This is a genomic window from Stenotrophomonas sp. MH181796, from assembly GCF_009659995.1.
Taxonomy (GTDB): domain Bacteria; phylum Pseudomonadota; class Gammaproteobacteria; order Xanthomonadales; family Xanthomonadaceae; genus Stenotrophomonas; species Stenotrophomonas riyadhensis.
The window spans coordinates 383920-409369 of record NZ_RAHU01000004.1; the positions used below are offsets into that span (position 1 = coordinate 383920).

Annotated in this window: 18 protein-coding genes and 1 tRNA gene; 12 read left to right on the plus strand and 7 right to left on the minus strand. The window is 67.4% G+C overall.

The window, feature by feature from the left end:
- Nucleotides 1–210: 210 nt before the first annotated feature.
- The 3 genes from D5301_RS12025 to trxA form a co-directional block, all read right to left on the minus strand.
- Nucleotides 211–1833, minus strand: coding sequence for a CHASE2 domain-containing protein (locus D5301_RS12025; protein ID WP_110713072.1), 1623 nt, complete (start codon nt 1831–1833; stop codon nt 211–213).
- Complete coding sequence (locus D5301_RS12030) at nt 1830–3530, minus strand: FecR domain-containing protein (RefSeq protein ID WP_153855789.1); 1701 nt, start codon at nt 3528–3530, stop codon at nt 1830–1832. The genes D5301_RS12025 and D5301_RS12030 overlap by 4 nt, the downstream gene beginning before the upstream one ends.
- A gap of 107 nt (nt 3531–3637) precedes the next feature.
- A complete protein-coding gene (gene trxA, locus D5301_RS12035; protein ID WP_153855790.1) occupies nt 3638–4495 on the minus strand; it encodes a thioredoxin in 858 nt (285 codons plus the stop codon).
- 123 nt (nt 4496–4618) lie between these two features.
- On the opposite strand from trxA, the gene D5301_RS12040 reads away from it, so the two are divergent.
- The 8 genes from D5301_RS12040 (at nt 4619) to D5301_RS12075 (ending at nt 11509) form a co-directional block, all read left to right on the plus strand.
- Nucleotides 4619–5221, plus strand: coding sequence for a DUF998 domain-containing protein (locus tag D5301_RS12040; protein ID WP_110713068.1), 603 nt, complete (start codon nt 4619–4621; stop codon nt 5219–5221).
- Between the two features lie 105 nt (nt 5222–5326).
- Complete coding sequence (leuS, locus tag D5301_RS12045) at nt 5327–7969, plus strand: leucine--tRNA ligase (RefSeq protein WP_153855791.1); 2643 nt, start codon at nt 5327–5329, stop codon at nt 7967–7969.
- Between the two features lie 136 nt (nt 7970–8105).
- Nucleotides 8106–8690, plus strand: a complete 585-nt coding sequence (lptE, locus tag D5301_RS12050) for an LPS assembly lipoprotein LptE (RefSeq protein WP_110713067.1) — start codon at nt 8106–8108, stop codon at nt 8688–8690.
- 9 nt (nt 8691–8699) lie between these two features.
- Nucleotides 8700–9737: a DNA polymerase III subunit delta gene (gene holA / locus D5301_RS12055; RefSeq protein WP_153855792.1), complete on the plus strand. Its 1038-nt coding sequence runs from the start codon at nt 8700–8702 to the stop codon at nt 9735–9737.
- Between the two features lie 3 nt (nt 9738–9740).
- Complete coding sequence (gene nadD, locus D5301_RS12060; RefSeq protein ID WP_110713064.1) at nt 9741–10406, plus strand: nicotinate-nucleotide adenylyltransferase; 666 nt, start codon at nt 9741–9743, stop codon at nt 10404–10406.
- A gap of 58 nt (nt 10407–10464) precedes the next feature.
- Entirely contained in the window at nt 10465–10875 is a 411-nt protein-coding gene (gene rsfS / locus D5301_RS12065; RefSeq protein ID WP_005418109.1) for a ribosome silencing factor, read from the plus strand.
- A 64-nt stretch (nt 10876–10939) separates the two neighbouring features.
- On the plus strand, nt 10940–11410 hold the full coding sequence (rlmH, locus tag D5301_RS12070; protein ID WP_005418108.1) for a 23S rRNA (pseudouridine(1915)-N(3))-methyltransferase RlmH: 471 nt from the start codon (nt 10940–10942) through the stop codon (nt 11408–11410).
- A gap of 22 nt (nt 11411–11432) precedes the next feature.
- Nucleotides 11433–11509 (plus strand) — tRNA-Asn (locus tag D5301_RS12075).
- Between the two features lie 132 nt (nt 11510–11641).
- On the opposite strand, the gene D5301_RS12080 is transcribed toward D5301_RS12075, so the two are convergent.
- The 4 genes from D5301_RS12080 to D5301_RS12095 form a co-directional block, all read right to left on the minus strand.
- Nucleotides 11642–13063 carry a basic amino acid/polyamine antiporter gene (locus D5301_RS12080; protein ID WP_153855793.1) on the minus strand — a complete coding sequence of 474 codons (1422 nt, stop codon included), beginning with the start codon at nt 13061–13063 and terminating at the stop codon, nt 11642–11644.
- A gap of 138 nt (nt 13064–13201) precedes the next feature.
- The gene (locus D5301_RS12085) at nt 13202–16030 is read right to left on the minus strand and encodes a TonB-dependent receptor (protein WP_164162050.1); all 2829 of its coding nucleotides are present in this window, start codon (nt 16028–16030) and stop codon (nt 13202–13204) included.
- Nucleotides 16031–16228: 198 nt separating this feature from the next.
- Complete coding sequence (locus tag D5301_RS12090) at nt 16229–16876, minus strand: energy transducer TonB (RefSeq protein ID WP_153855794.1); 648 nt, start codon at nt 16874–16876, stop codon at nt 16229–16231.
- Between the two features lie 217 nt (nt 16877–17093).
- Nucleotides 17094–17831, minus strand: coding sequence for an SIMPL domain-containing protein (locus tag D5301_RS12095; protein ID WP_153855795.1), 738 nt, complete (start codon nt 17829–17831; stop codon nt 17094–17096).
- Nucleotides 17832–17962: 131 nt separating this feature from the next.
- On the opposite strand from D5301_RS12095, the gene D5301_RS12100 reads away from it, so the two are divergent.
- From D5301_RS12100 to tldD, 4 genes are read left to right on the plus strand one after another with little or no spacing between them, the layout of a single operon-like run.
- Entirely contained in the window at nt 17963–18571 is a 609-nt protein-coding gene (locus D5301_RS12100) for a Maf family nucleotide pyrophosphatase (protein WP_153855796.1), read from the plus strand.
- Nucleotides 18564–20051, plus strand: coding sequence for a ribonuclease G (rng, locus tag D5301_RS12105; RefSeq protein ID WP_049444954.1), 1488 nt, complete (start codon nt 18564–18566; stop codon nt 20049–20051). The genes D5301_RS12100 and rng overlap by 8 nt, the downstream gene beginning before the upstream one ends.
- Before the next feature lie 30 nt (nt 20052–20081).
- The gene (locus tag D5301_RS12110; RefSeq protein ID WP_153855797.1) at nt 20082–23936 is read left to right on the plus strand and encodes a YhdP family protein; all 3855 of its coding nucleotides are present in this window, start codon (nt 20082–20084) and stop codon (nt 23934–23936) included.
- Nucleotides 23937–23996: 60 nt separating this feature from the next.
- Nucleotides 23997–25442 carry a metalloprotease TldD gene (tldD, locus tag D5301_RS12115; protein WP_049398683.1) on the plus strand — a complete coding sequence of 482 codons (1446 nt, stop codon included), beginning with the start codon at nt 23997–23999 and terminating at the stop codon, nt 25440–25442.
- Nucleotides 25443–25450: the final 8 nt, after the last annotated feature.

Below are 25450 nucleotides of genomic sequence, written 5' to 3' on the forward strand. Positions count from 1 at the left end.
GGCCGGTGTGGCAGCGGGGCTACTACGATCATCTGATCCGGAATGAGGCGGATGTTCGGCAACAGTCACTGTATGTACTGGCCAACCCAGTGCGTACGGGCCTGACATCGCGGCTGGGAGACTATCCGCTTGCGTGGTGTCGCTGGCCGCTGGAATGAGGCGGAGGCAGTCGAGCAAGCTCGACTCTACAGGTGGTGTGCATATCCTGCCTCATGGGCCGTCGATGACATACCCGTCGCGCCCATTGGCCTTGGCCTGGTACAACGCGGTGTCGGCGCCTTCGACGAAATGGTGTGGTTGCAGATCGCCGTCAGGCACGCGGGTGAACACGCCGATGGTGAGGGTGACGGCACCGTCGCTGGCATCGCCGGGCGCCGGCAGCGCCCGCACGCATGCGATCAGGTCCTCGATCACCAGGCGCGCCCCCTCGGCTGGCGTATCCGGCAGCACCAGTGCGAATTCGTCACCGCCGTAACGTGCGGCCATGTCACGCGGGCGCCGCGCATGCGCGCCGATCAGGCGGGCGACATCGCGCAGCACGCGGTCGCCCACCTGGTGGCCATGGCGGTCGTTGTGGCGCTTGAAATGGTCGACGTCGATCAGCGCCAGGCTCAACGGCTTGCCACTGCGCCGGGCGGCATCGCATTCCTGCTGCAGCGACTGCTCGAAGCGCAGGCGGTTGCCAAGACCGGTCAGCGCGTCGCGGTTGGCCTGGCGGTGCCAGGCCGAGATCCGCCAGATCGCCCAGGCCAGCAACACCAGCAGAACGCCCAGCATGGCGGTAGCCGGCGCCCACCACAGGTCGCTTGCGCGCAGCAGCACCCAGCTCAGCAACGGCGCCGCCGGCAGTGATGCCAGCGCGGCCAGCCACGGCAGGCGCAGGCCGAGCAGGAGCACGCACAGCGCAACCACCACACCACTGATGGCGTGCTGCCAGAGGCGCGGCAGCAGGTCGATCTGCTTGTGCTGCAGCAGCATCGAGGCGATGTTGGCCTGGTACTCGCTGCCACTCATCCAGAACTCGCGGGTGGTCGGCGTCAACAGCCGTGGTGCGATGCCACTGGCGGTCATGCCGACGACGATGCGACGGCCGTGCAACATCGCCATGTCCACATGGCCATCGAGCACGTCCACGTAGGAAACCTGCGGCAGCCGCTCGGGCGGACCGGCGTAGCGCACCCGCACGTAGTCGTCGCGTCGCCATTGATAGGGCGAGCTCACCCCCGGATCGGGGTCGGGCAGGCCGCGCACAGCGCCCGCGGGGAGGCCCGCAAGGGCCAATCCGAGCGCGGGCCAATGGGCCATGCCGATGCCAGCGTGCAGGTAGACGCCGCGGGCGACACCATCGCCGTCCACTTCAACATCGGTGTGGCCGATGGCGGCGGCACTGGCCGCAATCTGCGGTACCGGCAGCATTTCCTCGGCCATGCGATCACCGGCCGCGGGCGCGGCCAGCACCGGCAGCACCACCCGGCCATTGCGGCGGATGGCCGCGGCCAGCGCCTCGTCCTGGCGGCTGTCGCGGCGGTCCGGCTCGGACAGCATCAGGTCCAGCGCGACGCGCTCGGCGCCGGCATCGGTCAGGCGATCCAGCAGGCGTGCGTGGATCGAGCGCGGCCACGGCCACTGGCCGATGCGCTGCAGGCTGCCTTCGTCGATCGCCACGATCAGCACGCTTGGATCGGGACGATAGTCCCAGTTGCCGACCATGGCATCGTAGGCGGCTTCATCCTGCCGCCACAGCCACTGGCCCTGGCTGGCGATCACGGTCAGCACGCCGGCCAGCAGCGCCAGCAGGATCCGCTTCGACCACGGCAGTGGCGAGCGCCTCATAACAACAGCCACAGCAGCAGGGCGCCGCCGCCAGCGCCGTAGCACAGGCGGCAGGGCAGCTTGATCTGCTGCGCAGGAGAGTACTCGCCTGCATGACCGTCATCGTCGATGTACTGCACGCGCACGTGCAGGGTGCCGCTCCAGGGCCGCTTGAAGCTGACCTGCGGCTCGACCACTGTCTCATCGACCAGCGGCGCCTTGAAGTCTCCGCGGCGATCGACCTGCACCCGATAGCGCTGGCCTTCGCTGCCCGCCTGCCAGCGCAGCGTCAGCTCGCCATGCGCGGCTTCCGGCGGCTGCAGCGCCGGATCAACCGGTTCATTGCTCAGCTGCAGCGGCAGCGCCTGGCCGTAGCGGCCCTGGTGGCCGTTGCCATCGCGCGAGGCCACGCGCCAGAAGTACTGGCCCGGCGGCAGTGGCTGCGCCAGGCGCAGGTCGGTGCCAGGGGTCGTCTGTTCCTGCAGCGGTTGCACGAAGCTCGGCTCGGCGGCGATCTGCAGTACGCTGCTGCGCGCGCCGGGGGCCTGGCTCCAACGGAAGCGCGGTCGGTCGCTGTTGATCGTCTGCCCATGCAGCGGGGCCACCGTCAGTGGCGGCGGCGGCTGGTCGCTGAGTTCGAAATCGGCGCTGGCATCCAGGCCTTCCACACCCTGTGCGTCGACAGCACGCAGCAGGATACGCAGCTGGCCGGGCGGCAGATCGCCGATGGCCAGGTGGGTGTCAGCGGTGGTCGCGGCAAAGAGCAGAATTTCCGGTGTTGCGGCTTGTACCACTTCCACGCGGTAGTGTGCGGCGCCGGGAACCGCTTCCCAGGCCAGCAGGGTCGGCAGCGGCGCCAGCCGAAGTTGGTCGTTGCGCAGCGTCGGAGCGGGCAGCAGGGGAGAGACCGCAGCGGGGGCTGCGTCAGCGCTGCCGCTGCGGGTGGCCTGTCCTGGCCGGACCAGGCGCTGGCCGTGGATGTTGCCGACCTGCACCTTGCCCTGCAGGACCTCGGTGGCCGCGACCTGGCCGGTGTCGCCGGCACTGACCCGGAACACGGTGCCGCGCACGCTGCTGGTGGCGGTGGGGGCATCGATGATGTAGCGCGATGCCGGACCGCGGGCCGGCGTCACCCGGTTGCTGGCGCGTCCCTGCTGCAGGCGCAGGCGGGTGTCGACCATGCCGGTATGGCCATAGCGGCTGAGTTGGTCCAGGCGCAGGCGCGAATGCTCGCGCAACTGCAGGCGCGAGGCATCGGCGAATTCAAGCGTGATGCTGGAGTCGCCTTCGGTCTGCACGGTATCGCCGATACGCAGCTGCTCGCCGGCCAGGACCGCGCGCGTGGCGCTGCCGTCGGCGCCAGACAGCTCGACCTTGCCACGCACGGACAGTACGCGGGCGGGCGCCGGTTCGATGCGCAGCCAGCTGATGGGGAAGCGCAGCAGCTGGCCGGGGGGCAGCTGGTAGGGATTGTCGATGCGGTTGTGCTGTTGCAGTTGCTGCCAGGGCACCGAAGGCTTGAGGTACAGGCCACCCAGGTCCCACAGGGTATCGCCGGGACGGACCCGGTAGTTCCAGTCCTGGGCACCGGCCAGACCCGGCAGCAGGAGGAGGGCGCAGAGCAAGGCACCCTGGAAGCGCATGGCGAACAACAGCGAGCGGACGAAGGTCACAGTTTGCAATCCCGGCAATGCGGGGGCGCAGCTGCAAGACCCCATGGCCCCGACCTCATCCCCCCGAACGGATCGTGGCGGCCGTACGGCCGCCATCCAGCGCATTATTGCCCGCGTTCAGTGCAGGGATTCTGAACGAAGCATGTTCCCGTTCAGAACAGCAGGGAGGCCATCCGGCGGCGGTACTGGCCGACCAGGTCCTCGTCGGAGATCACATTGAAGGCGTCGATCAGGGCCTTGCGCGGCAGTCCTTCTTCGAAGGTGCGGTCGATCCGCAGCATTTCCAGGAACTGCGCCAGCGCGGCCTCGTCGTGGCCGCCCAGCAGCAACTGCACGCCACGCAGGTGGCGGGCCTTGAGGTCGTTGCCATCGGCGGCAATGCGCGCGTCCAGCACCTCGGCCGCGGGCGCGTCCTTCAGTGCAGCGGCGAAGGACAGACGCGCGCGGGCGCGCACGGCGCGGTCGTCGGTGGCGAGGTTGGCGGGCAGGCCGTCGATCAGCGTGCCGGCCTCGTCCACACCGCCGATCTGCAGCAGGGCAAGGGCCAGATCGAGCTTCAGTTCATCCTTGTCCGGCTCGGCGGCGATCTGTGCGCGCAGCACGTCCACCTGTGCCTGCGGGTCCAGCGGTGCTTCGTCCTCGGCAGCGGTGTCACCGACGTCGGCCGGCACGATGCCGTGCTGGGCCAGGAACTCGCGCAACTGGCCTTCCGGAATGGCGCCGGGGAAGCCATCCACCAGCTGGCCGCCCTTGACCAGGAACACGGTCGGCACCGAGCGGATCTGGAAAGCCGCAGCGATCTGCTGCTCCTTGTCGACGTCGACCTTGGCCAGTTCGAAGGCGCCGTTGTATTCGGCCGCCAGCTTTTCCAGCATCGGGCCGAGGCTCTTGCACGGCCCGCACCAGGTGGCCCAGAAGTCGACCAGCACCGGCGTCTGCAGCGACTTCTGCAGGACTTCGGCCTCGAAGGTCGCAGTGGTGGCGTCGAATACGTAGGTCGTCTCGGTCATGGGAGAGGCATCGTTTGGCATCTGGAGACCGATTCTATGGTGACGATCGATGTCGGTCTCAACCCGGGCTGCGGCAAATACCCGACAATGCGGCCTTCCTGTCGCTGTTGTTCCGGAGCCTGCATGTCTTCACTGTCCCCGCTGTTGCGCCTGTCCGGGCTGATCGCCGCGCTGCTGTTCGTGCTGGCGGTGCTGGGTTTCGGCACCGGCCTGGAAGGTTATGCACAGGCGCGGCACCCGGTGGCCCTGCTGGGCGCGCAGGGTGTGCCGCACGCGCTGGCCTTCAATCTGCTGGGTTTCGTACTGCCGGGCCTGTTGGCGGTGGTCGTGGCCGAGTGCCTGCGCCGGCAGCTGCCGGCCAGCGCTGGCTGGGCGCCGCGGGTGGGCAGCCAGATGCTGTTGCTGGGCGGGCTGGCCTTCGCCGCGATGGGCTTGATGCCGCTGGATGTGGACGATCTGCACGGGCCGGCCAGCCAGCTGCACGCCAGTGCCTGGATGGTCTGGGTGCTGGGCTTCGTCGCCGGCACCCTGTTGCTGGGCATCTCGCAGCTGCGCCAGACGCACGGTCGCGCCCTGGGCGGGGTGGCGCTCGCCTGTGGCGTGCTGGCGGCGCTGGCTGCCTTTGCGCTGCAGGGTGTGCTGCCGGCACCACTGGCACAACGGCTTGCATTCGCCTGCTGGGCGGTCTGGCTGGCACTGGCCCTGCCGCTGTCGCGACCGCGCTGAGACCGGCTCCGGGCGCTGGCGGCGCCGGCGGTCGGCGGGCAGGATTGGAGACGTTTGCCGCACTGCGGTACGCTGTACCGCTTTGCCGCCGCATCCGCGTGTTCCATGACCAGCGCTGAAACCAACGCCTACGACCCGCAGCAGGTTGAATCCGCCGCCCAGAAGTACTGGGACGCCACCCGTGCCTTCGAAGTCGACGAGACTTCGGACAAGCCGAAGTACTACTGCCTGTCGATGCTTCCGTACCCGTCCGGTGCGCTGCACATGGGCCACGTGCGCAATTACACCATCGGCGACGTGATCAGCCGCTACAAGCGCATGACCGGCCACAACGTGCTGCAGCCGATGGGCTGGGACGCGTTCGGTCTGCCGGCGGAAAACGCCGCGATCAAGAACAAGACCGCGCCAGCGGCCTGGACCTACAAGAACATCGACCACATGCGCAGCCAGCTGCAGTCGCTGGGCTATGCCATCGACTGGTCGCGCGAGTTCGCCACCTGCCGTCCGGACTATTACGTCCACGAGCAGCGCATGTTCACCCGCCTGATGCGCAAGGGCCTGGCCTACCGCCGCAACGCGGTGGTGAACTGGGACCCGGTGGACCAGACCGTGCTGGCCAACGAGCAGGTCATCGACGGCCGTGGCTGGCGCTCCGGCGCCCTGGTCGAGAAGCGCGAGATCCCGCAGTGGTTCCTGCGCATCACCGACTACGCCCAGGAACTGCTGGACGGCCTGGACGAACTGGACGGCTGGCCGGAATCGGTCAAGACCATGCAGCGCAACTGGATTGGCCGTTCCGAAGGTCTGGAAATCCAGTTCGACGTGCGCGACGTCGATGGCAGCGCGCTGGACCCGCTGCGCGTGTTCACCACCCGTCCGGATACCGTGATGGGCGTGACCTTCGTGTCGATCGCCGCCGAGCATCCGTTGGCGTTGCATGCGGCGAAGAACAACCCGGAGCTGGCGGCGATGCTGGCCGACCTGAAGCAGGGCGGCGTGTCCGAGGCTGAACTGGAAACCCAGGAAAAGCGCGGCATGGACACCGGCCTGCGCGCGCTGCATCCGGTCACCGGCGAACCGGTGCCGGTCTGGGTCGCCAACTTCGTGCTGATGGGCTACGGCACCGGCGCGGTGATGGCCGTCCCGGGCCATGACCAGCGCGACAACGAAGTGGCCAACAAGTACGGCCTGCCGATCAAGCAGGTGATCGCGCTGAAGGATGCGCGCACTGAAGAGGAGCGCAACTGGGACGGCAGCCGCTGGCAGGACTGGTACAGCGACAAGAGCCGCGCCTTCGAACTGGTGAATTCGGCCGAATTCGACGGCCTGGACTTCCAGGGCGCCTTCGAAGCCCTGGCCGAACGTTTCGAGCGCAAGGCCCAGGGCCAGCGCCGGGTCAACTACCGCCTGCGCGACTGGGGCGTGAGCCGCCAGCGCTACTGGGGCTGCCCGATTCCGGTGATCTACTGCGCCAAGTGCGGTGCGGTGCCGGTGCCGGAAGAGCAGCTGCCGGTGGTGCTGCCGGAGGACGTGGCGTTCTCGGGTACCGGTTCGCCGATCAAGACCGATCCGGAATGGCGCAAGACCACCTGCCCGGACTGCGGCGGCGCGGCCGAGCGCGAGACCGACACCTTCGACACCTTCATGGAGTCGAGCTGGTACTACGCCCGCTACACCTCGCCGGGTGCCCGTGATGCCGTCGACAAGCGCGGCAACTACTGGCTGCCGGTCGACCAGTACATCGGTGGCATCGAGCACGCGATCCTGCACCTGATGTATTTCCGCTTCTACCACAAGCTGCTGCGCGACGCGCGGATGGTGGACAGCAACGAGCCGGCGCGCAACCTGCTGTGCCAGGGCATGGTGATCGCCGAGACCTACTACCGCCCGAACCCGGACGGCTCGAAGGACTGGATCAACCCGGCCGATGTGGAAGTGCAGCGCGACGAGCGTGGCCGCATCACTGGCGCCACCCTGATTGCCGACGGCCAGCCGGTGGTGGTCGGTGGCACCGAGAAGATGTCCAAGTCGAAGAACAACGGCGTGGACCCGCAGGCAATGGTCGGCAAGTACGGCGCCGACACCGTGCGCCTGTTCTCGATGTTCGCCGCACCGCCGGAACAGTCGCTGGAGTGGAACGAAGCCGGCGTGGATGGCATGGCCCGCTTCCTGCGCCGCCTGTGGGCGCAGGTGCAGAAGCATGCTGCCGACGGTGCTGCGCCGGCACTGGATGTGGCCGCACTGGATGCCAACCAGAAGGCGCTGCGCCGCAAGACCCACGAGACCATCGGCAAGGTCGGCGACGACTATGGCCGCCGGCACAGCTTCAACACCGCCATTGCTGCGGTGATGGAATTGATGAACGCGCTGGCCAAGTTCGAGGACGGCAGCGAGCAGGGCCGCGCGGTGCGCCAGGAAGCGCTGCAGGCCATCGTGCTGCTGCTGAACCCGATCACTCCGCATGCCAGCCATGCCCTGTGGCAGGTGCTGGGCCATGGCGAGACGCTGCTGGAAGACCAGCCGTTCCCGCAGGCCGACAGCAGCGCGCTGGTGCGCGATGCGCTGACCCTGGCGGTACAGGTCAACGGCAAGCTGCGTGGCACCATCGAGGTGGCGGCCGATGCCGCGCGCGAGCAGGTCGAGGCGCTGGCCCTGGCCGAGCCCAACGCGGCCAAGTTCATGGAAGGCCTGACGGTGCGCAAGATCATCATCGTCCCGGGCAAGATCGTGAACATCGTCGCCGCCTGATGTACCCCGCACCGGCCACCCGTGCGGTGGCCGGTGCCTTTCCGGTGCAGGGCAGCGCACTTGATGGCCCTGCATTCACGCGGCTTCGGGCACGCTGTGTGTTGCCGTGATCGCCCGGCTCCGCCAGACTGTCTCCATGACCCGAATCCTGCTCGCCCTCGTTCTTGTCCTCGGCCTCGCCGGCTGCGGTTTCCATCTGCGCAACAAGCTGATGCTGCCGACCGATACGGCGCCGGTGAAGGTGGTCTCCACCGCCCCGTACAGTGAACTGGTCAAGCTGCTCAACCGCAGCCTGCTGGCGTCCGGTGCCAAGCTGGCCGATGAGGACAGCAAGGAACCCAGTACCCAGCTGCAGGTGCTGTCCGAGCGCTGGGGCGACCTGCCGATCGCCATCGACTCGCAGGGCCGCGCGCAGGAGTACAGCCTGCGCTATGCCGTGATCTTCATCTTCCGTCGCGAGGATGGCAGCGAGCTGGTGCCGCAGCAGGTGATCGAGCTCTCGCGCGACTACGTGTCGCCGCCGACCGACGCCACCGGTACCACTACCGAACGCGAGATCCTGGCCGATGAACTGCGCCGCGAAATGTCGGCGTCGATCATCCGCCGCATCGACAGCGTGGTCCGTGCCGAGATCGAGAAGGGTGGCAGCCTGTCGGCACCGAAGGCCAAGCCGGTGGAAGGTGCGGTGCCGGCCGAGCCGGTCCCCGCAACCAAGCACTGAGCCGCTGCGATGGAACTGCGTCCGGAGCAGCTGGCCAGCCAGAGCGCTGATACCGCGCTGGTGCCGGTCTACCTGATTGCCGGCCCGGAAACCCTGCGCGTGCTGGAGGCGGCTGACGCCATCCGTGCGCGGGCGCGTGCCGCCGGCATCGGCGAGCGCGAGGTGTTCGACGCCGATGGCCGCGATTTCGACTGGAACCAGCTCGACGCCAGCTTCAACGCGCCCAGCCTGTTCAGTGCCCGCCGCCTGGTCGAGGTGCGCCTGCCCAGCGGCAAGCCGGGCAAGGACGGCGCCGAGGTGATCAGCCAGTTCTGCGCCAATCCGGCGCCGGACGTGGTGCTGATGATCACCGCCAACGAATGGAGCAAGGCGCACCAGGGCAAGTGGGCCGAAGCGGTCAACCGCATCGGCGTGCTGTCGGTGGCGTGGGCGATCAAGCCGCATGAACTGCCGGACTGGATCGAGCGCCGACTGCGCGGCAAGGGCCTGCGCGCGGACCCGGCCGCCGTGCAGCGATTGGCCGAGCGGGTGGAAGGCAACCTGCTGGCCGCCGCCCAGGAAATCGACAAGCTGGCGTTGCTGGCCGATGGCCAACCGCTGGACGTGGAACGGATGGAATCGCTGGTGGCAGATGCCGCCCGCTATGACGTGTTCCGGCTGGTGGAGGCCACCTTCTCCGGCCAGCCGCCGGCGGTGCTGCGCATGCTGGCCGGCCTGCGCGGCGAAGGCGAGGCGGTAGCCGCGCTGATGCCGATGGTGATCCGAGAGTTGCTGGCCGGGGCCGGCCTGGCCCGGGTGCAGGCCCGTGGCGGCAATCTGGCCGCCGAGATGAAATCACGCGGCATCTGGGAATCGCGACAGGCGCCGTACAAGCGCGCGCTGCAGCGGCACCCGGAAAGCAAGCGTTGGGAGCGTTTCGTGGCGGAAGCGGGACTGGTCGACCGTATCGCCAAGGGGCGGGCCGACGGCGATGCCTGGCTGGCGCTGGAGCGCCTGCTGGTGGCCGTGGCCGAACCGCGTGCCGTGCGCCTGCTGGCGCGGGCCTGAGCGATGAGCCTGCGGATCTATTACGGGGGCACCTTCGATCCGGTGCACCTCGGGCACCTGGCGATCGCGCGTGCCGCCCGTGACGAACTGCAGGTTGCCGTGCGCATGCTGCCGGCGGCCGATCCTCCACACCGTGCGGTGCCTGGTGCCACCGCCGAGCAGCGTTGCAGCATGCTGTCGCTGGCCATCGGCGATGAACCCGGACTGCTGCTGGACCGCCGCGAGCTGGATCGCGCGGCACGCTTCCCCGGTCGGCCGTCCTACACCGTGGACACCCTGCGCGAGCTGCGCGGCGAGCTGGGCCCGAGCCGGCCACTGGCCTGGCTGGTCGGCGCCGACAGCCTGCTGGGCCTGACCCGCTGGCACGAATGGGAGGCCCTGTTCGGGTTGGCCCACTTCGTGGTGGCTGAACGGCCTGGCAGCCCGCTGCGGGTCGCGGTCGATGGCGAGCTGGGCCGTGCGCTGGAAGGGCGCTGGGCCGACAACGAGCAGGCCCTGTTCGCCAGCCCGGCCGGCCGCATCCTGCGCCTGCACCACCCGCTGCGCGAGGAGTCGGCCAGCGCCGTGCGCTCGCAGATCGCCGCTGGCGGGCCCTGGCGCGCACTGCTGCCACCGGCCGTGGCGGACTATGTGGCTGCACACGGGCTGTACCGCCCGGCCAGGCCGTGAATGGCGCAGCGGCGCCATCCCCGTATAATCGCCCCCACGTTTATCGAGTCGATTCACTTTGAGCAACCAGACCCAGCCCCAGACCATCAAGGTCGATCTGCCCAGCCCGCCGCCGTCCGTGCCGGAACTGCTGGCCAGCGTCCGCCAAGCCACCGAAGACCTGAAGGCCAAGGACCTGGTCGAGATCGACGTGCGCGGCCGGTCCAGCGTTGCCGACTACATGATCGTCGTTTCGGGCACTTCGACCCGCCACGTCAAGTCGATTGCCGATGAAGTCGTGCGCTTCGCCAAGAACATCGACGTGATGCCGCTGGGCGTGGAAGGCGAGCGCGAAGCCGAGTGGGTGCTGGTCGATCTGGGCGACGTGATCGTCCATGTGATGCTGCCGCGCGTGCGTGAGTTCTACGCCCTCGAGCGCCTGTGGACCGTCGGCGACCAGCCGCCGTCCAGCGACGACGAAGTGGCCTGAGCCACGCGTTGATGCATCCCTTCGACGGCGCCGATGGCGCCGTCGACGTTTTGGAGGACCGTTGATGAAAGCCCGCCTGATCGCCACCGGTGAACGCGCGCCCAGCTGGGTGGCGCAGGGCTTCGCCGAATACCAGAAACGGTTGTCGCACTGGCTGCCGTTCGAACTGGTGGAAATCGAGCCCGGCCTGCGCGGCAAGGGGCGTGATCCGCGCCGCGCCACCGAAGATGAAGGCAAGCGGGTGATCGCTGCGCTGCCGAAGAATGCCTATGTGGTGGCGCTGGACGTGCCCGGACGCCAGCTCAGTTCGGAACAATTGGCGCAGCGCCTGGAACACTGGCGCGGGCAGGGCAGGGACCTGGCATTCCTCATCGGCGGTCCGGAAGGGCATTCGCCGGAAGTATCCGCGCTGGCCGACGAGAAGTGGTCGATCGGACCGCTGACGCTGCCGCACATGCTGGTGCGCCTAGTGGTAGCCGAACAGCTGTACCGGGCTGCCGCAATGATTGCCAATCACCCCTACCATCGCGCGTGAAGAGTGGTTATACTAGTCGCCTGCCCGAATAGCTCAGCCGGTTAGAGCACTTGACTGTTAATCAGGGGGTCGTTGGTTCGAGTCCAACTTCGGGCGCCACCTTGAAGAACCTGCATCGCGAGATGCAGGTTTTTTTTTGCGTCTTTGTAGCGTCGAGGTTGCGCGACTGCTGTTGTGGAGCCGAGCCATGCTCGGCTGCTGCGGATGAACCAGCCGAGCGTGGGCTCGGGTCTACAGCGCGAGATTGCCTCGCCAGAACGCGACCAGCGTGGCGATCGCTACGATCAGGATCGCACCGAACAGCACCCACTCCCAGCGCGTGAACACACGCTCGCCGCGCTGGCGCCGGGTCAATGCAAACAACGCCACGCCGGGCACGTACAGCAGTACCGACAGCAGCAGGTTGTCGAGGCCGCCAGCATATACCAGCCACAGCGCATAGGCGCTGGCCAGCAGTGCGACCCCAAAATCGCGCCAGCGCACGACGGGTTCACCGGCATAGGCCTGCCCACGCCAGGCCAGCTGTACGCCGAATGCCGTGGACAGGAAGTAGGGCACCAGGCTCATCGACGCGGCCAGCAGCACCAGCCCGGTGTAGCTGCCGGAATTGACCAGTACCAGCAGCAGGAACAGCTGGATCAACCCATTGCTCAACCAGAGCGCATTGGCCGGAACGCCGCGCGCATTCTCGCGGCCGAGGAAGGCCGGCATGGTGCCGTCGCCGGCCGCGGCGTACAGCACTTCGGCGCACAGCAGCACCCAGGCCAGCAGCGCACCGAGCACGGAAATGATTGAACCGACGATGATCACCGTGGCGCCCCATTCGCCGACGATCGCGCGCAGTACATAGGCCATCGACGGATTGGGCAGCCCGGCCAGTTCGGCCTGTGACAGCACCCCCATCGACAGCAGGCTGACCAGCACCAGCAGCAGCCACACGCCGAGGAAACCGATCACCGTGGCGCGGCCAACGTCGGCACGGCGCGCGGCACGTCGCGAATAGATGCTGGCGCCTTCGATGCCGATGAACACCCACACGGTCACCAGCATCATGCCGCGCAACTGCTGGCCGAGGTCGCCGAGCGCGGGTGTGCCGAGGAAATCGGCGCGGAACACCTCCATGCGGAAGGCGCCGGCGGCCAGGACCAGGAACAGCGCGATCGGCAGCAGCTTGGCCACCGTCACCAGGCCGTTGACGATGGCTGCGGTGCGCAGGCCGCGCAGTACCAGCAGGTGCACGGTCCACAGCAGCAGTGACGAAGCGGCAACGGCGGCCGGGGTATTGCCTTCGCCGAAGACCGGCATGAAGTGGCCGAGGCCACTGAAGATCAGCACGAAGAAGCTGGCGTTGCCAAGTACGGAAGCAACCCAGTAGCCCCATGCCGCGGAGAAGCCGATGTAGTTGCCGAAGCCTTCGCGGGCGTACGCATAGATACCGGTATCCAGGTCCGGCCGGCGGTTGGCCAGGGCCTGGAACACGAAGGCCAGCATCAGCATGCCGGCGCCACTTACCGCCCAGCCGATCAGCGCCGCAGCCGGGCCGGCGCTGCGCGCCACGTTCTGTGGCAATGAAAAGATGCCGGCACCAACCATCGAGCCGACCACCAGTGCGGTCAACGCGGGCAGGCCCAGGCGTTGCGAAGTCGCGGCCATGCAGGTCCCCTGCGGCGATGATGCCGCGTGCATACGGTAGCCACGTGCTCGTGAACATGCCTGCAAGAGGCGCAATGACGAAGGCCCGGGCAGGTGCCCGGGCCTTCGAAAGTACTGCGTTGAACAGTATTGCCGGTCTTACTTGAAGGTGTACTTGGCACCGACGGTGAAGAAGCGGCCGACTGCACCGGCAAAGTGCATCGGATTGTAGTTCACGGCGCCATAGGTCACTGGATCCAGCGGTGCAATGCGATCAAATACGTTCTGCACCGATGCATTGAGCTCGAACTGCTCGGTTACGTTCCAGCGGCCGGACAGGTCGAAGCTCGTGAACGACGCGATCTTCTTCACTGGCGTGCCGTCGGCATAGAACGCCTGGTAGTCGCCACCGCGCTTGTCGATGTTTTCCAGTTTGCTGATGTAGTTGGCAACACCGCTGACACTCCAGGGGCCCTGCTTCCAGGTGGCACCGAGGTTTGCCCTGTCCTTGGGCGTGCCGATGCAGTTGGAAACGTCGCAGTTGCCGTGTGTACCGAGATAGTCGGAAGTGGATCCACCATTGGTGCGTTCGAACTTCAGCAGGTGGCTCCACTGCAGGTCCATCTCGAGCTGGCCGGGGCCGATATCGAAGGTCTGCCGGATATCGGTATCGATGCCACGAACACGCGAAGAGGCAGCGTTCACATAACGATTGTTGACCGCCAGAATCGTACCGGATCCTGCTACGCCATTGATGAGGTCGGAATCGCGCACCACGTTGCCGGCAAGGATCTCGTCGGACGGTTCACTGGAAGCGATCTCGTTGGTGCGCTTGATCTCCCAGGCGTCCACGGTCAACGACGTAGTGCGCGTTGGCTGCAGGACCACACCGAACGAATAGCTCTTCGACTCCTCAGGCTTGAGCGCTGGGTTGGAGTTGGTGATGATCGCCACCTGACGCGACTGGCAGTTGGAGGTGGTTCCCTGGAGGGCGCATCGGATCGGATCCTTGATGCTGGAGAATCCCGCCAGACCACCGACGCCGCTTTCGGCCACATTGGGAGCACGGAAACCTTCGGCATAGCTTGCGCGCAGGGCGATCCAGTCGGCCGGGGTCCACTTGACACCCAGTTTCGGAGTGGCCTTGCCATCGCCGCCATCATATTTGTCATAGCGCAGGGCGCCGGAAAGCTCCAGCGATTCCAGCACCGGCGCCGACAGTTCGACGTAGCCGGCGTACACGTTCTGGATGCCGTCGTAGGCCGAATAGCCCAGGCCGATGATGTCGCCCTGGTCGGTATAGGTCTGCGGTGTCAGGCTGTTGCTGGTGCGGCGCCATTCGGTGCCGATTGCCAGGCCCAGGGGGCCGCCCTTGAGGTCCATCAGGCTGCGCGAGACAGTAGCGTTGAAGGAGTCCAGGCTGGTCTTGGCGCGTGCACTGATGCGCGGCGAAATGAAATCGTACAGTGCCTGCGAATTCTTTCCGGCATCATCGCCGATGCGCCACACACCACCGGCACAGTTCGGGTCGGCCAATGCACAGCGCACTGCACTGTAGCGCAGGAAGCCGGTGCGCTCACTGACCAGATCGGTACCCGAGTGCAGGTAGCCGGCGTCATAGCTCCAGTCTCCCCAGTTGCCCTTGGCCCCTACCAGGAAGCGGTTGAACTCGTTGGTGTTCTCGGTCACGCGCGGACCCACGTCCCACGCGCTGTAACGTAGGCGCGAGGCCTGGCCGGGAATCGGATTGTCCGGATGGGTTGGGCCGAGCACTGTTGCACCCGGTCCACTATTGGCATTGACGGTATGGCCAGGATAGCCCCAACCACCAGAGACACCGGACGGCGTATTGGTGAAGGTGGTTTCCTTCTTCGAGTAGCCGATCTCGGTGTAGATCTCACCACCCTCGCCGAAGGCGAAGGTCGCACGACCGAACACGTTGACGTACTTTTCTTCCGGCGTCAGGTCACGGTACTTCTGGTTCGGATCCCACAGGCAGCCCTGCTGCGCGGCCGATGCATCCGTCTGGCCCGGAATATTGCTGAGCCCGGCGCAGCCCGGCAGCGGAACCAACTGACCGGGGTTGGCGGCAGTCGCGTTGCGATCATCGAATACCGAGCCATTGGGGCCTACGCCGCCGCCGGTACGGTTGTTGATGTATGCACCGCCGCCGGCACCAAAATACGAACCGTCGAAGTCGTAGCCCCAGCGACGCAGGTCGCCGGTCCCGATCCACTTCCGGTTCTTGCGGTCGCTGACCTTGATTGCGTCGGACTTGCCGACGTCGACGCTGATGAAGGCATTCCAGCCATCTTTGGCCAGGTCACCGGTACCAGCGGTCAAGGTTGCCTTCTTTTCGTCACCATCACCGTCGCCCGACGTGCCGTAGGAGGCACGCAGAGTCGCCCCCTGGAAATCACTGCGCAGGATGATGTTGATCACACCGGCAATGGCGTCGGAACCATAGATCGCCGAGGCGCCGTCCTTGAGGACTTCGACGCGCTCGACGGCGTCCATCGGAATGGTGCTCAGGTCGGTGAAGACCTTCTGGCCGTCATCGGCCAGGCCATAGGTGGCCATGCGGCGGCCGTTCAACAGGATCAGCGTCGACCCCGCGCCAAGGCCGCGCAGCGACACGCCCGAGCCGCCGCCGGCGAAGCCGGTACCGAAGGACTTGGGAATCGAACCTGCGCCATTAGCGGTCAGTGTCTGCAGGTACTCCGACAGCGACGTCTTGCCCGTGCGGTCGATTTCCTGGCGGGTCACCACCTGCACCGGCGACGGCGTTTCGGTGTTGGTGCGCGGAATGTTTGAGCCCGTGACCGTGATGCGGTCGAGGTTGGTGGCCTTCTCCTGCTCCTGCGCGAAGGCGGAGTTGGAAGCTACCGCACCAACCAGCAGCAGCGTGCTGCCGGCAAGGATATGGGTGATGGATGATGCCAGGGTGCAGCGGCGGCGGCTGGCGGGCCGTTGGATCAGGTGTTTCACAGCTTCTCTCCTAACTGGAAAACCATAGCGTTGAGGGCTGTCTCCGGAAGGTTCCGGGACGGGCCAATCTAGGTTTCCGATGGGTGACGAAGCAGTGAAATTTTGCTTAATTCGTAACGACTGACTGCTGGCTTTGCCGAGTCTGTCTTTTCGCGTGTGAAAGCCGGCCCGACGGGTCGCCGGGCCGGCCCGGAACGATCACTCCGGCAGCGAGAACTGCACTGGCACCAGGCCGATGGCCGGGACCGCTACGCCATCACGCTGGGCCGGTTCGAAACGCCAGCGCTTGAGCACCTGCTGGCGCGCGGCCTGGTCCAGGCTGCGCGAGCCACTGCTGCGCTCGATGCTGACCATGACCGGCTGGCCGCTGCTGTCGACTTCCACCCGCAGCAGCACCGTGCCTTGCTCATGATTGCGCAGGGCCGGCACCGGATAGGTGGGTGGCGGTGCACTGCGGTATTGCAGCTGCGCTCCGGCCAGCGGTGCAGCACTGTCGATGCTCGGCGCGAGCTGTGGCGGGGCCGGTTCGGCCGCTGGAAGTGCGATGCCCTGGGTGTCCTCCACGGTCGCGGTGGGAGCGGGCAGGGGCGGCGTTGCCGGCTGTGCATGCGGCTTCGGCACGACCCGAGCGATCTCCTTTGGGTCCAGTTTCGGCGGTGCCGGCGGTGGGGGGATCTTCTCGATCAGCCGTACCGTGGTCTTGTCGCGCGGGACCTGTACGGCCTGGTAGGTCGCCGGTATGAGCAGCAGCAGGAATGCGAGCAGATGCAGGGCGATGGCCGCGCTCCAGGCGGCAACGCGGGCGGGGTCGAAGTGCGGGGATGCAACGGGATACGTACGAACCATGGTCCACCTCCATGCCAGTGACGAAGTCCTCAACGCACCAGGGCCCGTGGCGGGGTTGCCGCACGCGGCTGGCAGTGCATCAGTAGCGCGGCATGGCGGCCACTGCCTAGAGGCAGGGGCGGCATCGTTGGGCTGGCCTTCAGCCAGCACCGGTGGTGCGCATGAAAAAAGGCGGGCCCCCTGCGGGACCCGCCTTCGTTGGCGGTGCTGGACGCGATCAGCGGCCCAGTTCGAACACCACGTCCAGGTTGACCGAGACCGTCGATTCGCCCGGCGCGACCGTAGTGGCCTTGTCCATCGCCGCACCGGCGGACATCGTCCGCATCATCGGCATCGGGCGGAAGCCGCCGTTGCTGTTTTCGGAGATGCTGACGATGCGGCGCACCTGCAGCCCCAGTGATTTCGCGTAGGTCTGGGCGCGGGCCTGGGCCTTCTTCAGCGCAGCCAGGCGCGCTTCGTCATAGACCGGTTCCGGCTGGTCGATCTCGAAACTGGGGCCATTGATCTGGTTGGCGCCCTGTGCGGCCAGTGCGTCCAGCACCTTGCCGAGCTTGGCGATGTCGCGCACCTTCAGGCTGACCGTATTGTTGGCCTGGTAGCCGGTGATCTTCGGCGCTTCGTTGTCGGCATAGCGGTACTGCGGATTGAGGCTGATGCCGCTGGTCTGCACGTCACGCTCGGCGATGCCGGCGGCCTTGATCGCGGCCAGCACCTTGTCCATCTGCTGGGCGTTCTGGTGCATGGCGCTGTTGCCATCGGCAGCCTGGGTGACCACGCCGGCCGACAGGGTGGCCACGTCCGGTACGCGGGTGGCTTCGGCATTGGCCGAGATGTTCAGCAGCGTGCCTTCGGCCGGGGTGGCGATCGACGGCGACGACGGGGCGGCATGGGCAGTCATCGAGGTTCCAAGGGCGAGGGACAGGGCAAGCAGCAGCGGGGTGGCGGTCAGGCGCATGGAGAACTCCTTGTTGTGCCGTTGAGGGTGGTGTCGTAGCGATGAACGCGCTGTGAGCCCGTTCGGGGTTGAACGCGTTCCGGAACGGGTTGCCGACGATTCAGGTGGCGGCCTCAGGTTATGCTGTGCCGATGCTCTATCTTGCTTCCCGCTCCCCCCGACGCAACCAGTTGCTGGCCCGACTCGGACGCCCCTTCCAGGCCCTGGACCTGGAGGTCGTCGAGCAGCGCGCGCCCGCTGAAAGCGCCGAACAGTATGTATGCCGGGTCGCCGCCGACAAGGCGCGCGCCGGCCTGGCCCGGGTGCTGGCCGATGATCCGCAGGCGCGGGTGCTCGGCTCGGACACCGAGGTGGTGCTGGACGGTGAAGTGTTCGGCAAGCCGGCCGATCCCGCCGACGCGCGGGCGATGCTGGCCCGGCTGGCCGGGCGCACCCATCAGGTGATGACCGCAGTGGTGGTGGTGGCTGCGGACGGGCTGGACAGTGAGCTGGTCATTTCCGAGGTGACCTTCGCGCCGATCAGCGCCGCCGACATCGCTGCCTACGTGGCCAACGGCGAACCGCTGGACAAGGCCGGGGCCTATGCCATCCAGGGCGGGGCCGAGCGCTGGATCGAACATCTTTCCGGCAGCTACTCCGGCGTGATGGGACTGCCGCTGCTGCACACCGATCGTCTGCTGGCGCGCTGCGGCGTGCCGGCCCCAACTGCTGATGCCGCCAGGGAGGCTGCCGATGTCTGAGGAAATCCTGGTCAATGTGACCCCGCGCGAGACCCGGGTCGCAGTGATCGAAAACGGCATGCTGCAGGAGCTGCATATCGAGCGCGGCTGGCGCCGGGGTGTGGTCGGCAACATCTACAAGGGCAAGGTGCAGCGGGTCATGCCCGGCATGCAGGCGGCCTTCGTCGAGGTCGGGCTGGAGCGCGCTGCGTTCCTGCACGCCAACGACGTGGTGCGGCCGGCGCCGGTGGCCAGCGCCGACACCGAGAACACCACGCTGCCACCGCCGTCCAGCGTGCCCATCGTCGAGCTGCTGCGCGATGGCCAGGACATCGTGGTACAGGTGGTGAAGGACCCGATCGGTACCAAGGGGGCGCGCCTGACCACGCAGATCAGCATCCCCTCGCGTTACATGGTGCTGCTGCCGCAGTCCAAGGTGGTGGGCGTGTCGGCGCGTATCGAGGATGAAGGCGAACGCGCGCGGCTGAAGGCGCTGGTGACCGAACTGTCGGCCCAGCATGGCGGCTACGGCTACATCGTGCGTACCAATGCCGAGGGGCAGCCGGCCGAGGCCATTGCCGAGGACATCGCCTACCTGTCGCGGGTCTGGAACGTGGTCGAGCGACGGGGCCGCGAAGCGCCTTCGTGCAGCAACATCTATGAAGACCTGAGCCTGCCGCTGCGTTCGGTGCGCGACCTGATCCGCAAGGACGTGGACAAGGTGAAGGTGGACTCCAAGGAAACCTTCGCGCAGCTGCAGGCGTTCGTGGCCAAGTACATGCCGGTGCTGGCCGAGAAGCTGGAACTGTATTCGGGCGATCGCCCGATCTTCGACATGTTCGGGGTGGAGGACGAGATCGGCCGCGCGCTGGACAAGCAGGTGCCGCTGAAATCCGGCGGCTACCTGGTGATCGACCAGACCGAGGCGATGACCACCATCGACGTCAACACCGGTTCGTTCCTCGGCCAGCGCAACCTGGAAGAGACGGTGTTCCGCACCAACCTGGAGGCCGCGCAGGCGGTGGCCCGGCAGCTGCGGCTGCGCAACCTGGGCGGCATCATCATCATCGATTTCATCGACATGGACGATGCCGAGCATCGGCGCCAGGTGCTGCGCACCCTGGAGAAGGCGCTGGCCCGCGACCATGCCAAGACCACGGTGTACGACTTCTCGCCGCTGGGCCTGGTGGAGATGACCCGCAAGCGCACGGTGGAAAGCCTGGAGCGCCAGCTGTCGGAAACCTGCCCGCAGTGCAGCGGCCGTGGCAGCATCAAGACCACCGAGACGGTGACCTACGAGATCTTCCGCGAGATCACCCGCGCGGTGCGCCAGTTCGATGCGGCGCGCCTGCTGGTGATTGCTTCGACCAAGGTTGTTGCGCGCATTACCGACGAGGAGTCCTCGGCGGTGGCCGAGCTGGAAGAGTTCCTCGGCAAGAGCATCCGTTTCCAGGCGGACGAGCAGTACCTGCAGGAGCAATTCGATGTCGTTCTGCTCTGACCCTCGCCGGCTGCAGGCCGGCGGTGGCCGATGAGCGCGCCGCCGCGCCTGCGACTGCGAAGGATCCGCCGTCATTTCATTGCCGCCTGCGCGGTGGGCCTGGTCGGGCTTGCACTGCTGGTGGGCACGCTCAGCCAGCTGCTGCCGCTGGCCGAGCGCCATCCCGACAGGATTGCCGCCTGGCTGAGCGAGCGTGCCGGCCAGCCGGTACGTTTCGACCAGTTGCAGACCGCATGGACCCGTCGCGGTCCGCTGCTGCAGCTGAAGGGCCTGCGCATCGGCGCCGGCCAGGGCCTGGCGATCGGCGAGGCCGAAGTGCTGGTGTCGATGTACAGCGGGCTGCTGCCCGGGCGCTCGCTGACCGAGTTGCGCCTGCGTGGCCTGGCACTGGACCTGCAGCAGGGCGAGGACGGCCGCTGGTCGGTACGTGGCCTGCCGCAGTCCGACGCTGGTGGTGACCCACTGGACGCGCTGCGCCGGCTGGGCGAGCTGCAGGTGATCGATGGCCGCCTGGGCGTGCATGCGCCGGGGCTGGGAATCGACACCACGCTGCCACGCATCGACGTGCGCCTGCGGGTCAATGGCGACCGCCTGCGCGTGGGCGTGCGTGCCTGGGCCCAGACCGAAGCGCTGCCGTTGACGGCGGTGCTGGACGTGGACCGCGTGCGCGGCAATGGCCAGGCCTGGCTGGGCGCCGATCCGGTCGATTTCCATGCCTGGTCGCCGCTGCTGGCGGCCGGCGGTGTGCGCCTGCGCGAAGGCAAGGGCGAACTCAACCTGTGGCTGACCCTGCGCGATTTCGCGCCGGTGGCGCTGACCACCGACTCGGACCTGCGTGATGTGCGCATCGACGGTGCGCCGATGCCTGACGTGGCGACGCCGCAACTGCAGCTGCAGCGCCTGCAGGCGCGCCTGCGTTGGCAGCGCCAGGCCGATGGCTGGGCACTGCAGGTACCGCGGCTTCGTTTGAAGACGGATGACGGCGAACAACAGCTCGATGGCCTGCAGTTGCAGGTCGGCAAGCAACTGCGGGTGAGTTCCGGTGAAGTCCAGGCGGGTACCGCATTGCGTGCGCTGGCGCTGAGTGATCGCCTCGAGCCGGGCCTGCGCCATTGGCTGTTCCTGTCCAGGCCGCAGCTGGATGTGCGTCAGCTGCAACTGGCTGGTGAGCGTGATGGTCCGTTGAGGGCGCAGGGCGAGCTGCAGTCGCTGGGCTTTGCCAGTGTGGGGCATTCCCCGGGCCTGCGCGGCCTGGGCGGGCGCTTCGAGGGCGATGCCGATGGCTTCAGCCTGCAGCTGGAGCCGCAACGGCAGCTGCAGTTCGATTGGCCGACCGGCTTTGGTGTGCGCCATGACCTGCACCTGGCGGGGCAGGTGGTGGGCTGGCGCGACGAGGGCGGTGGCTGGCGTATCGGCACCGCAGCGATGCGCGTGGAAGGCACTGACTATGCGGCCGATGTGCGTGGCGGCGTCTGGTTCCAGGGCGACGGCACGCGGCCCTGGCTGCAGCTGGCAGCCAAGCTGGACGATGTGCCGATGACCGCGGCCAAGCGCTTCTGGATCCACTCCAAGATGAGCAAGGGCGCCACCGACTGGCTGGACATGGCGCTGGCTGGCGGCCAGGTGCGCAATGGCGTCGGTCTGGTCAGCGGTGACCTGGACGACTGGCCGTTCGACAACAACGATGGCCGCTTCGAGGCCACCGGCCACATCACCAACGGCGACATCCGCTTCCAGCACGACTGGCCACTGATGAGCCAGGTCGATGCCGATATCGCCTTCATCGGCCCCGGCTTCGACATGCGCGGACGCGGTGATCTGGCCGGTGTGGCGGTACAGCAGTTCGAAGCGGGCATTCCTGATTTCGGCCAGCAGCCGCTGTACGTGCGCGCCGATGCCCAGAGCGAGGCGGGCAAGCTGCTGGCGATGCTGCGGCAGAGCCCGTTGCACCACGACTACGGTGACACCCTCGACAACCTCACCGCCGCGGGACCGGCGCATGTGACCTTCGACCTGCTGCAGCCGTTGCACCTGGATGAAGGCGAGGGCCACCTGCAGGGCACGGTCGACCTCAACGGTGTGAAGCTGGTCGACAAGCGGTTCCAGTTGACCTTCGACAACATGCATGGGCAGGCGCGCTACAGCAACGGCGGTTTCGACGCCGAGGAACTGGCGGTGCGTCACCTCGGCCAGGACGGCCGCCTGAGCCTGCGCGCCGGCGGTTACGTGCACGACAGCAAGCTGGCCTTTGAATCGCAGCTGTCGGCCAACCTCGATGCCGGCGTGCTGATCGACCGCGCACCGGAAATGGCGTGGTTGAAGCCCTACGTCGCCGGCACCTCGCCGTGGACCATCGCGGTCAACCTGCCGAAGGTCGCGCCGGGGGCACCTGCACCACCCAGCGAACTGCGCTTGAGTTCGGATCTGGTGGGCACCCGCCTGGACCTGCCGGCACCGCTGGACAAGCCGGCCGCCGAACCGCTGGCGACCACGGTGGCCGCACAGCTGCCGATGGGGGCTGGCCGCATCGACGTGGCCTTTGGCCAGCGCCTGGCCCTGGCCGCGCGCAGCCATAACAACCAGACCGGCGTCCAGGTCACGCTCGGCAGCGACCACGTCGACCGCGAGCCGCCACCGAGCGGGCTGACCGTCAACGGTCGCAGCCCGACCCTGGATGCGCTGGAATGGATCAGCCTGGCGCGTGGCGGTGGTGACGATGACAGCATGCCGCTGCGTGCGGTGGATGTGCAGGTCGGCAGATTGATGCTGATCGGCGGCGTCTTCGAGCAGACGCGGCTGCAGCTGCAGCCCGGTCCGCAGGCGCTGGATGTACGCCTGGACGGACCGTCACTGGCGGGACGCCTGACCGTTCCCAATGCCGAGGGCGGCACGATCAGTGGCCAGCTCGACCGCGTGCACTGGCAATCCCTGCCGGCGGCTCCGGGTGCATCGGCCGCACCGGCACGGGTACAGGCCGGCGCCAACGACATGGACCCGGCCAAGCTGCCGCCGTTCGCGCTGGACATCGCCGACCTGAAGTTCGGCAAGGTGGTGCTGGGCCAGGCGGTACTGCGTACGCGGCCGCTGGCCAATGGCCTGAACGTGGACGAGCTGCGCTTCCGTGCGCCCGACCAGGAGATCGACATCAGCGGTCGCTGGCTGGGCCGCACCGGTGGTGCCCGCACCGAGCTGACTGCACAGGTGCGCAGCGAGGACCTGGGCGGACTGATGCAGAACCTCGACTACGGCGGCCAGCTGCGTGGCGGTTCCGGCCAGGCGCAGCTGCAGGCCACGTGGAGTGGGGGGCCGTCGGACTTCCAGCTGGGCAACCTGCAGGGCCGCCTGGACCTGCACGCGCGCAACGGCCAGCTGCTGGAGCTGGAACCGGGCGCTGGCCGGGTGCTGGGCCTGCTCAGTGTCACCCAGTTGCCGCGGCGCCTGATGTTCGACTTCCGCGACTTCTTCTCCAAGGGCTTCGCGTTCAACCAGATCGACGGCAGCATGCAGTTCGGCCAGGGCATGGCACGCACCGACAAAGTGCTGATCGAAGGCCCGGCAGCCAACATCACCATCCGCGGCCAGGCCGACCTGCGCAACCAGCAGTTCGACCAGACCATCGACGTCAACCCGCGTGCAGGCAATCTGCTGACCGTGGTGGGTGCGGTCGCCGGTGGTCCGGTGGGGGCGGCGCTGGGCGCGGCCACCAATGCGGTATTGTCCAAGCCATTGGGCGAGATTGGCGCCCGTACCTACAAGGTGACCGGTCCATGGAAGGAACCGAAGGTGGAAGTGATCGAGCGCAGCCGCGACAAGGCTCCGCCACCCGTACCGGCACCGGCGCCGGCCATTCCGCCGACCGTCACCGGCCTGCCGCGCTCGCGTTGAGCGCGGCTTTCTTGTTCACGGGGCTTGCCTGAGCGCCCCCGCATCCCCAGATCGAGAACCATGACTGATATCGCCCTGACGCTTGCCCAAGACCGCCTGCTGCGCCCCGGCGGCCTGGATACCGCTGGCCTGGAGCGCACCTTCGGCCAGCTGCTCGGCCCCGGTGTGGACTTCGGCGACCTTTATTTCCAGCATGCCCGCCGCGAGAGCTGGAGCGTGGAAGACGGCATCGTCAAGGACGGCGCCCATTCCATCGAGCAGGGCGTGGGCGTGCGGGCGATTTCCGGCGAGAAGACCGGCTTCGCCTACTCCGACGACATCCATGCCGATGCGCTGCTGACGGCGGCGCAGTCGGCGCGTGCGATCTCGCGTGAAGGTGGCGCCCAGTCCGGGCGGTCGCTGCTGCGCGGCAACGCGCGCGCGCTGTACCCGGCGCTGGACCCGATCGATGGCATCGGCAACGAGGCCAAGGTCGAGGTGCTCAAGCGCCTGGATGGCTACCTGCGCGCCGCCGACCCGCGCGTGAAGCAGGTGATGGTGAGCCTGTCCGGCGGCGTCGATACGGTACTTATCGCCCGCAGCGACGGTGTGCTGGGCGCTGACGTGCGCCCGCTGGTGCGCCTGAACGTGCAGGTGATCGTCGAGCACAACGGCCGCCGCGAGTCCGGCTATGCCGGCGGTGGTGGCCGCTACGGGTATGAGGAGCTGTTCGCCGACGGCCGCCCCGAGGCCTTTGCCCGCGAGGCGCTGCGCCAGGCGCTGGTGAACCTGGACGCCGTTCCGGCACCGGCCGGGGTGATGCCGGTGGTGCTTGGTCCGGGCTGGCCCGGCGTGCTGCTGCATGAAGCGGTCGGCCATGGCCTGGAAGGCGACTTCAACCGCAAGGGCACCAGCGTCTACGCGGGCCGCATCGGCGAGCGCGTTGCCGCCCCGGGCGTGACCATCGTCGATGACGGCACGCTGGACGGACGCCGTGGTTCGTTGAACATCGACGACGAGGGCCATCCGAGCCAGTGCACCACCCTGATCGAGGACGGCATCCTGGTCGGCTACATGCAGGACAGCCTCAACGCACGGCTGATGGGCATGGCGCCGACCGGCAACGGCCGCCGCGAATCGTTCGCGCACCTGACCATGCCGCGCATGACCAACACCTACATGCGCGCCGGCCAGCACGACCCACAGGAAATGATCCGTTCGGTGAAGAAGGGCCTGTACGCAGTCAACTTCGGTGGCGGTCAGGTCGACATCACCAGCGGCAAGTACGTGTTCTCGGCCACTGAGGCCTACCTGATCGAGGATGGCCGCATCACCACGCCGGTGAAGGGTGCGACGCTGATCGGCAACGGTCCGGAAACCATGCAGAAGGTGCGCATGGTCGGCAACGATCTGGCCCTGGACGAGGGCGTGGGCATCTGTGGCAAGGACGGGCAGAGCGTGCCCGTGGGTGTCGGCCAGCCCTCGCTGCTGATCGAGGGCATCACGGTCGGCGGTACCCAGGCCTGAGCCGGGCG

Bases quoted from the DNA above. Each gene is read 5' to 3' on its own strand.
- D5301_RS12040 (WP_110713068.1), top strand. From the start codon at position 4,619: ATGTCTTCACTGTCCCCGCTGTTGCGCCTGTCCGGGCTGATCGCCGCG.
- leuS (WP_153855791.1), top strand. From the start codon at position 5,327: ATGACCAGCGCTGAAACCAACGCCTACGACCCGCAGCAGGTTGAATCC.
- D5301_RS12090 (WP_153855794.1), bottom strand. From the start codon at position 16,876: ATGGTTCGTACGTATCCCGTTGCATCCCCGCACTTCGACCCCGCCCGC.
- D5301_RS12095 (WP_153855795.1), bottom strand. From the start codon at position 17,831: ATGCGCCTGACCGCCACCCCGCTGCTGCTTGCCCTGTCCCTCGCCCTT.
- D5301_RS12110 (WP_153855797.1), top strand. From the start codon at position 20,082: ATGAGCGCGCCGCCGCGCCTGCGACTGCGAAGGATCCGCCGTCATTTC.
- trxA (WP_153855790.1), bottom strand. From the start codon at position 4,495: ATGACCGAGACGACCTACGTATTCGACGCCACCACTGCGACCTTCGAG.
- rlmH (WP_005418108.1), top strand. From the start codon at position 10,940: ATGAAAGCCCGCCTGATCGCCACCGGTGAACGCGCGCCCAGCTGGGTG.
- holA (WP_153855792.1), top strand. From the start codon at position 8,700: ATGGAACTGCGTCCGGAGCAGCTGGCCAGCCAGAGCGCTGATACCGCG.
- D5301_RS12030 (WP_153855789.1), bottom strand. From the start codon at position 3,530: ATGGGGTCTTGCAGCTGCGCCCCCGCATTGCCGGGATTGCAAACTGTG.
- D5301_RS12025 (WP_110713072.1), bottom strand. From the start codon at position 1,833: ATGAGGCGCTCGCCACTGCCGTGGTCGAAGCGGATCCTGCTGGCGCTG.
- D5301_RS12080 (WP_153855793.1), bottom strand. From the start codon at position 13,063: ATGGCCGCGACTTCGCAACGCCTGGGCCTGCCCGCGTTGACCGCACTG.
- nadD (WP_110713064.1), top strand. From the start codon at position 9,741: ATGAGCCTGCGGATCTATTACGGGGGCACCTTCGATCCGGTGCACCTC.
- rng (WP_049444954.1), top strand. From the start codon at position 18,564: ATGTCTGAGGAAATCCTGGTCAATGTGACCCCGCGCGAGACCCGGGTC.
- tldD (WP_049398683.1), top strand. From the start codon at position 23,997: ATGACTGATATCGCCCTGACGCTTGCCCAAGACCGCCTGCTGCGCCCC.
- D5301_RS12100 (WP_153855796.1), top strand. From the start codon at position 17,963: ATGCTCTATCTTGCTTCCCGCTCCCCCCGACGCAACCAGTTGCTGGCC.
- lptE (WP_110713067.1), top strand. From the start codon at position 8,106: ATGACCCGAATCCTGCTCGCCCTCGTTCTTGTCCTCGGCCTCGCCGGC.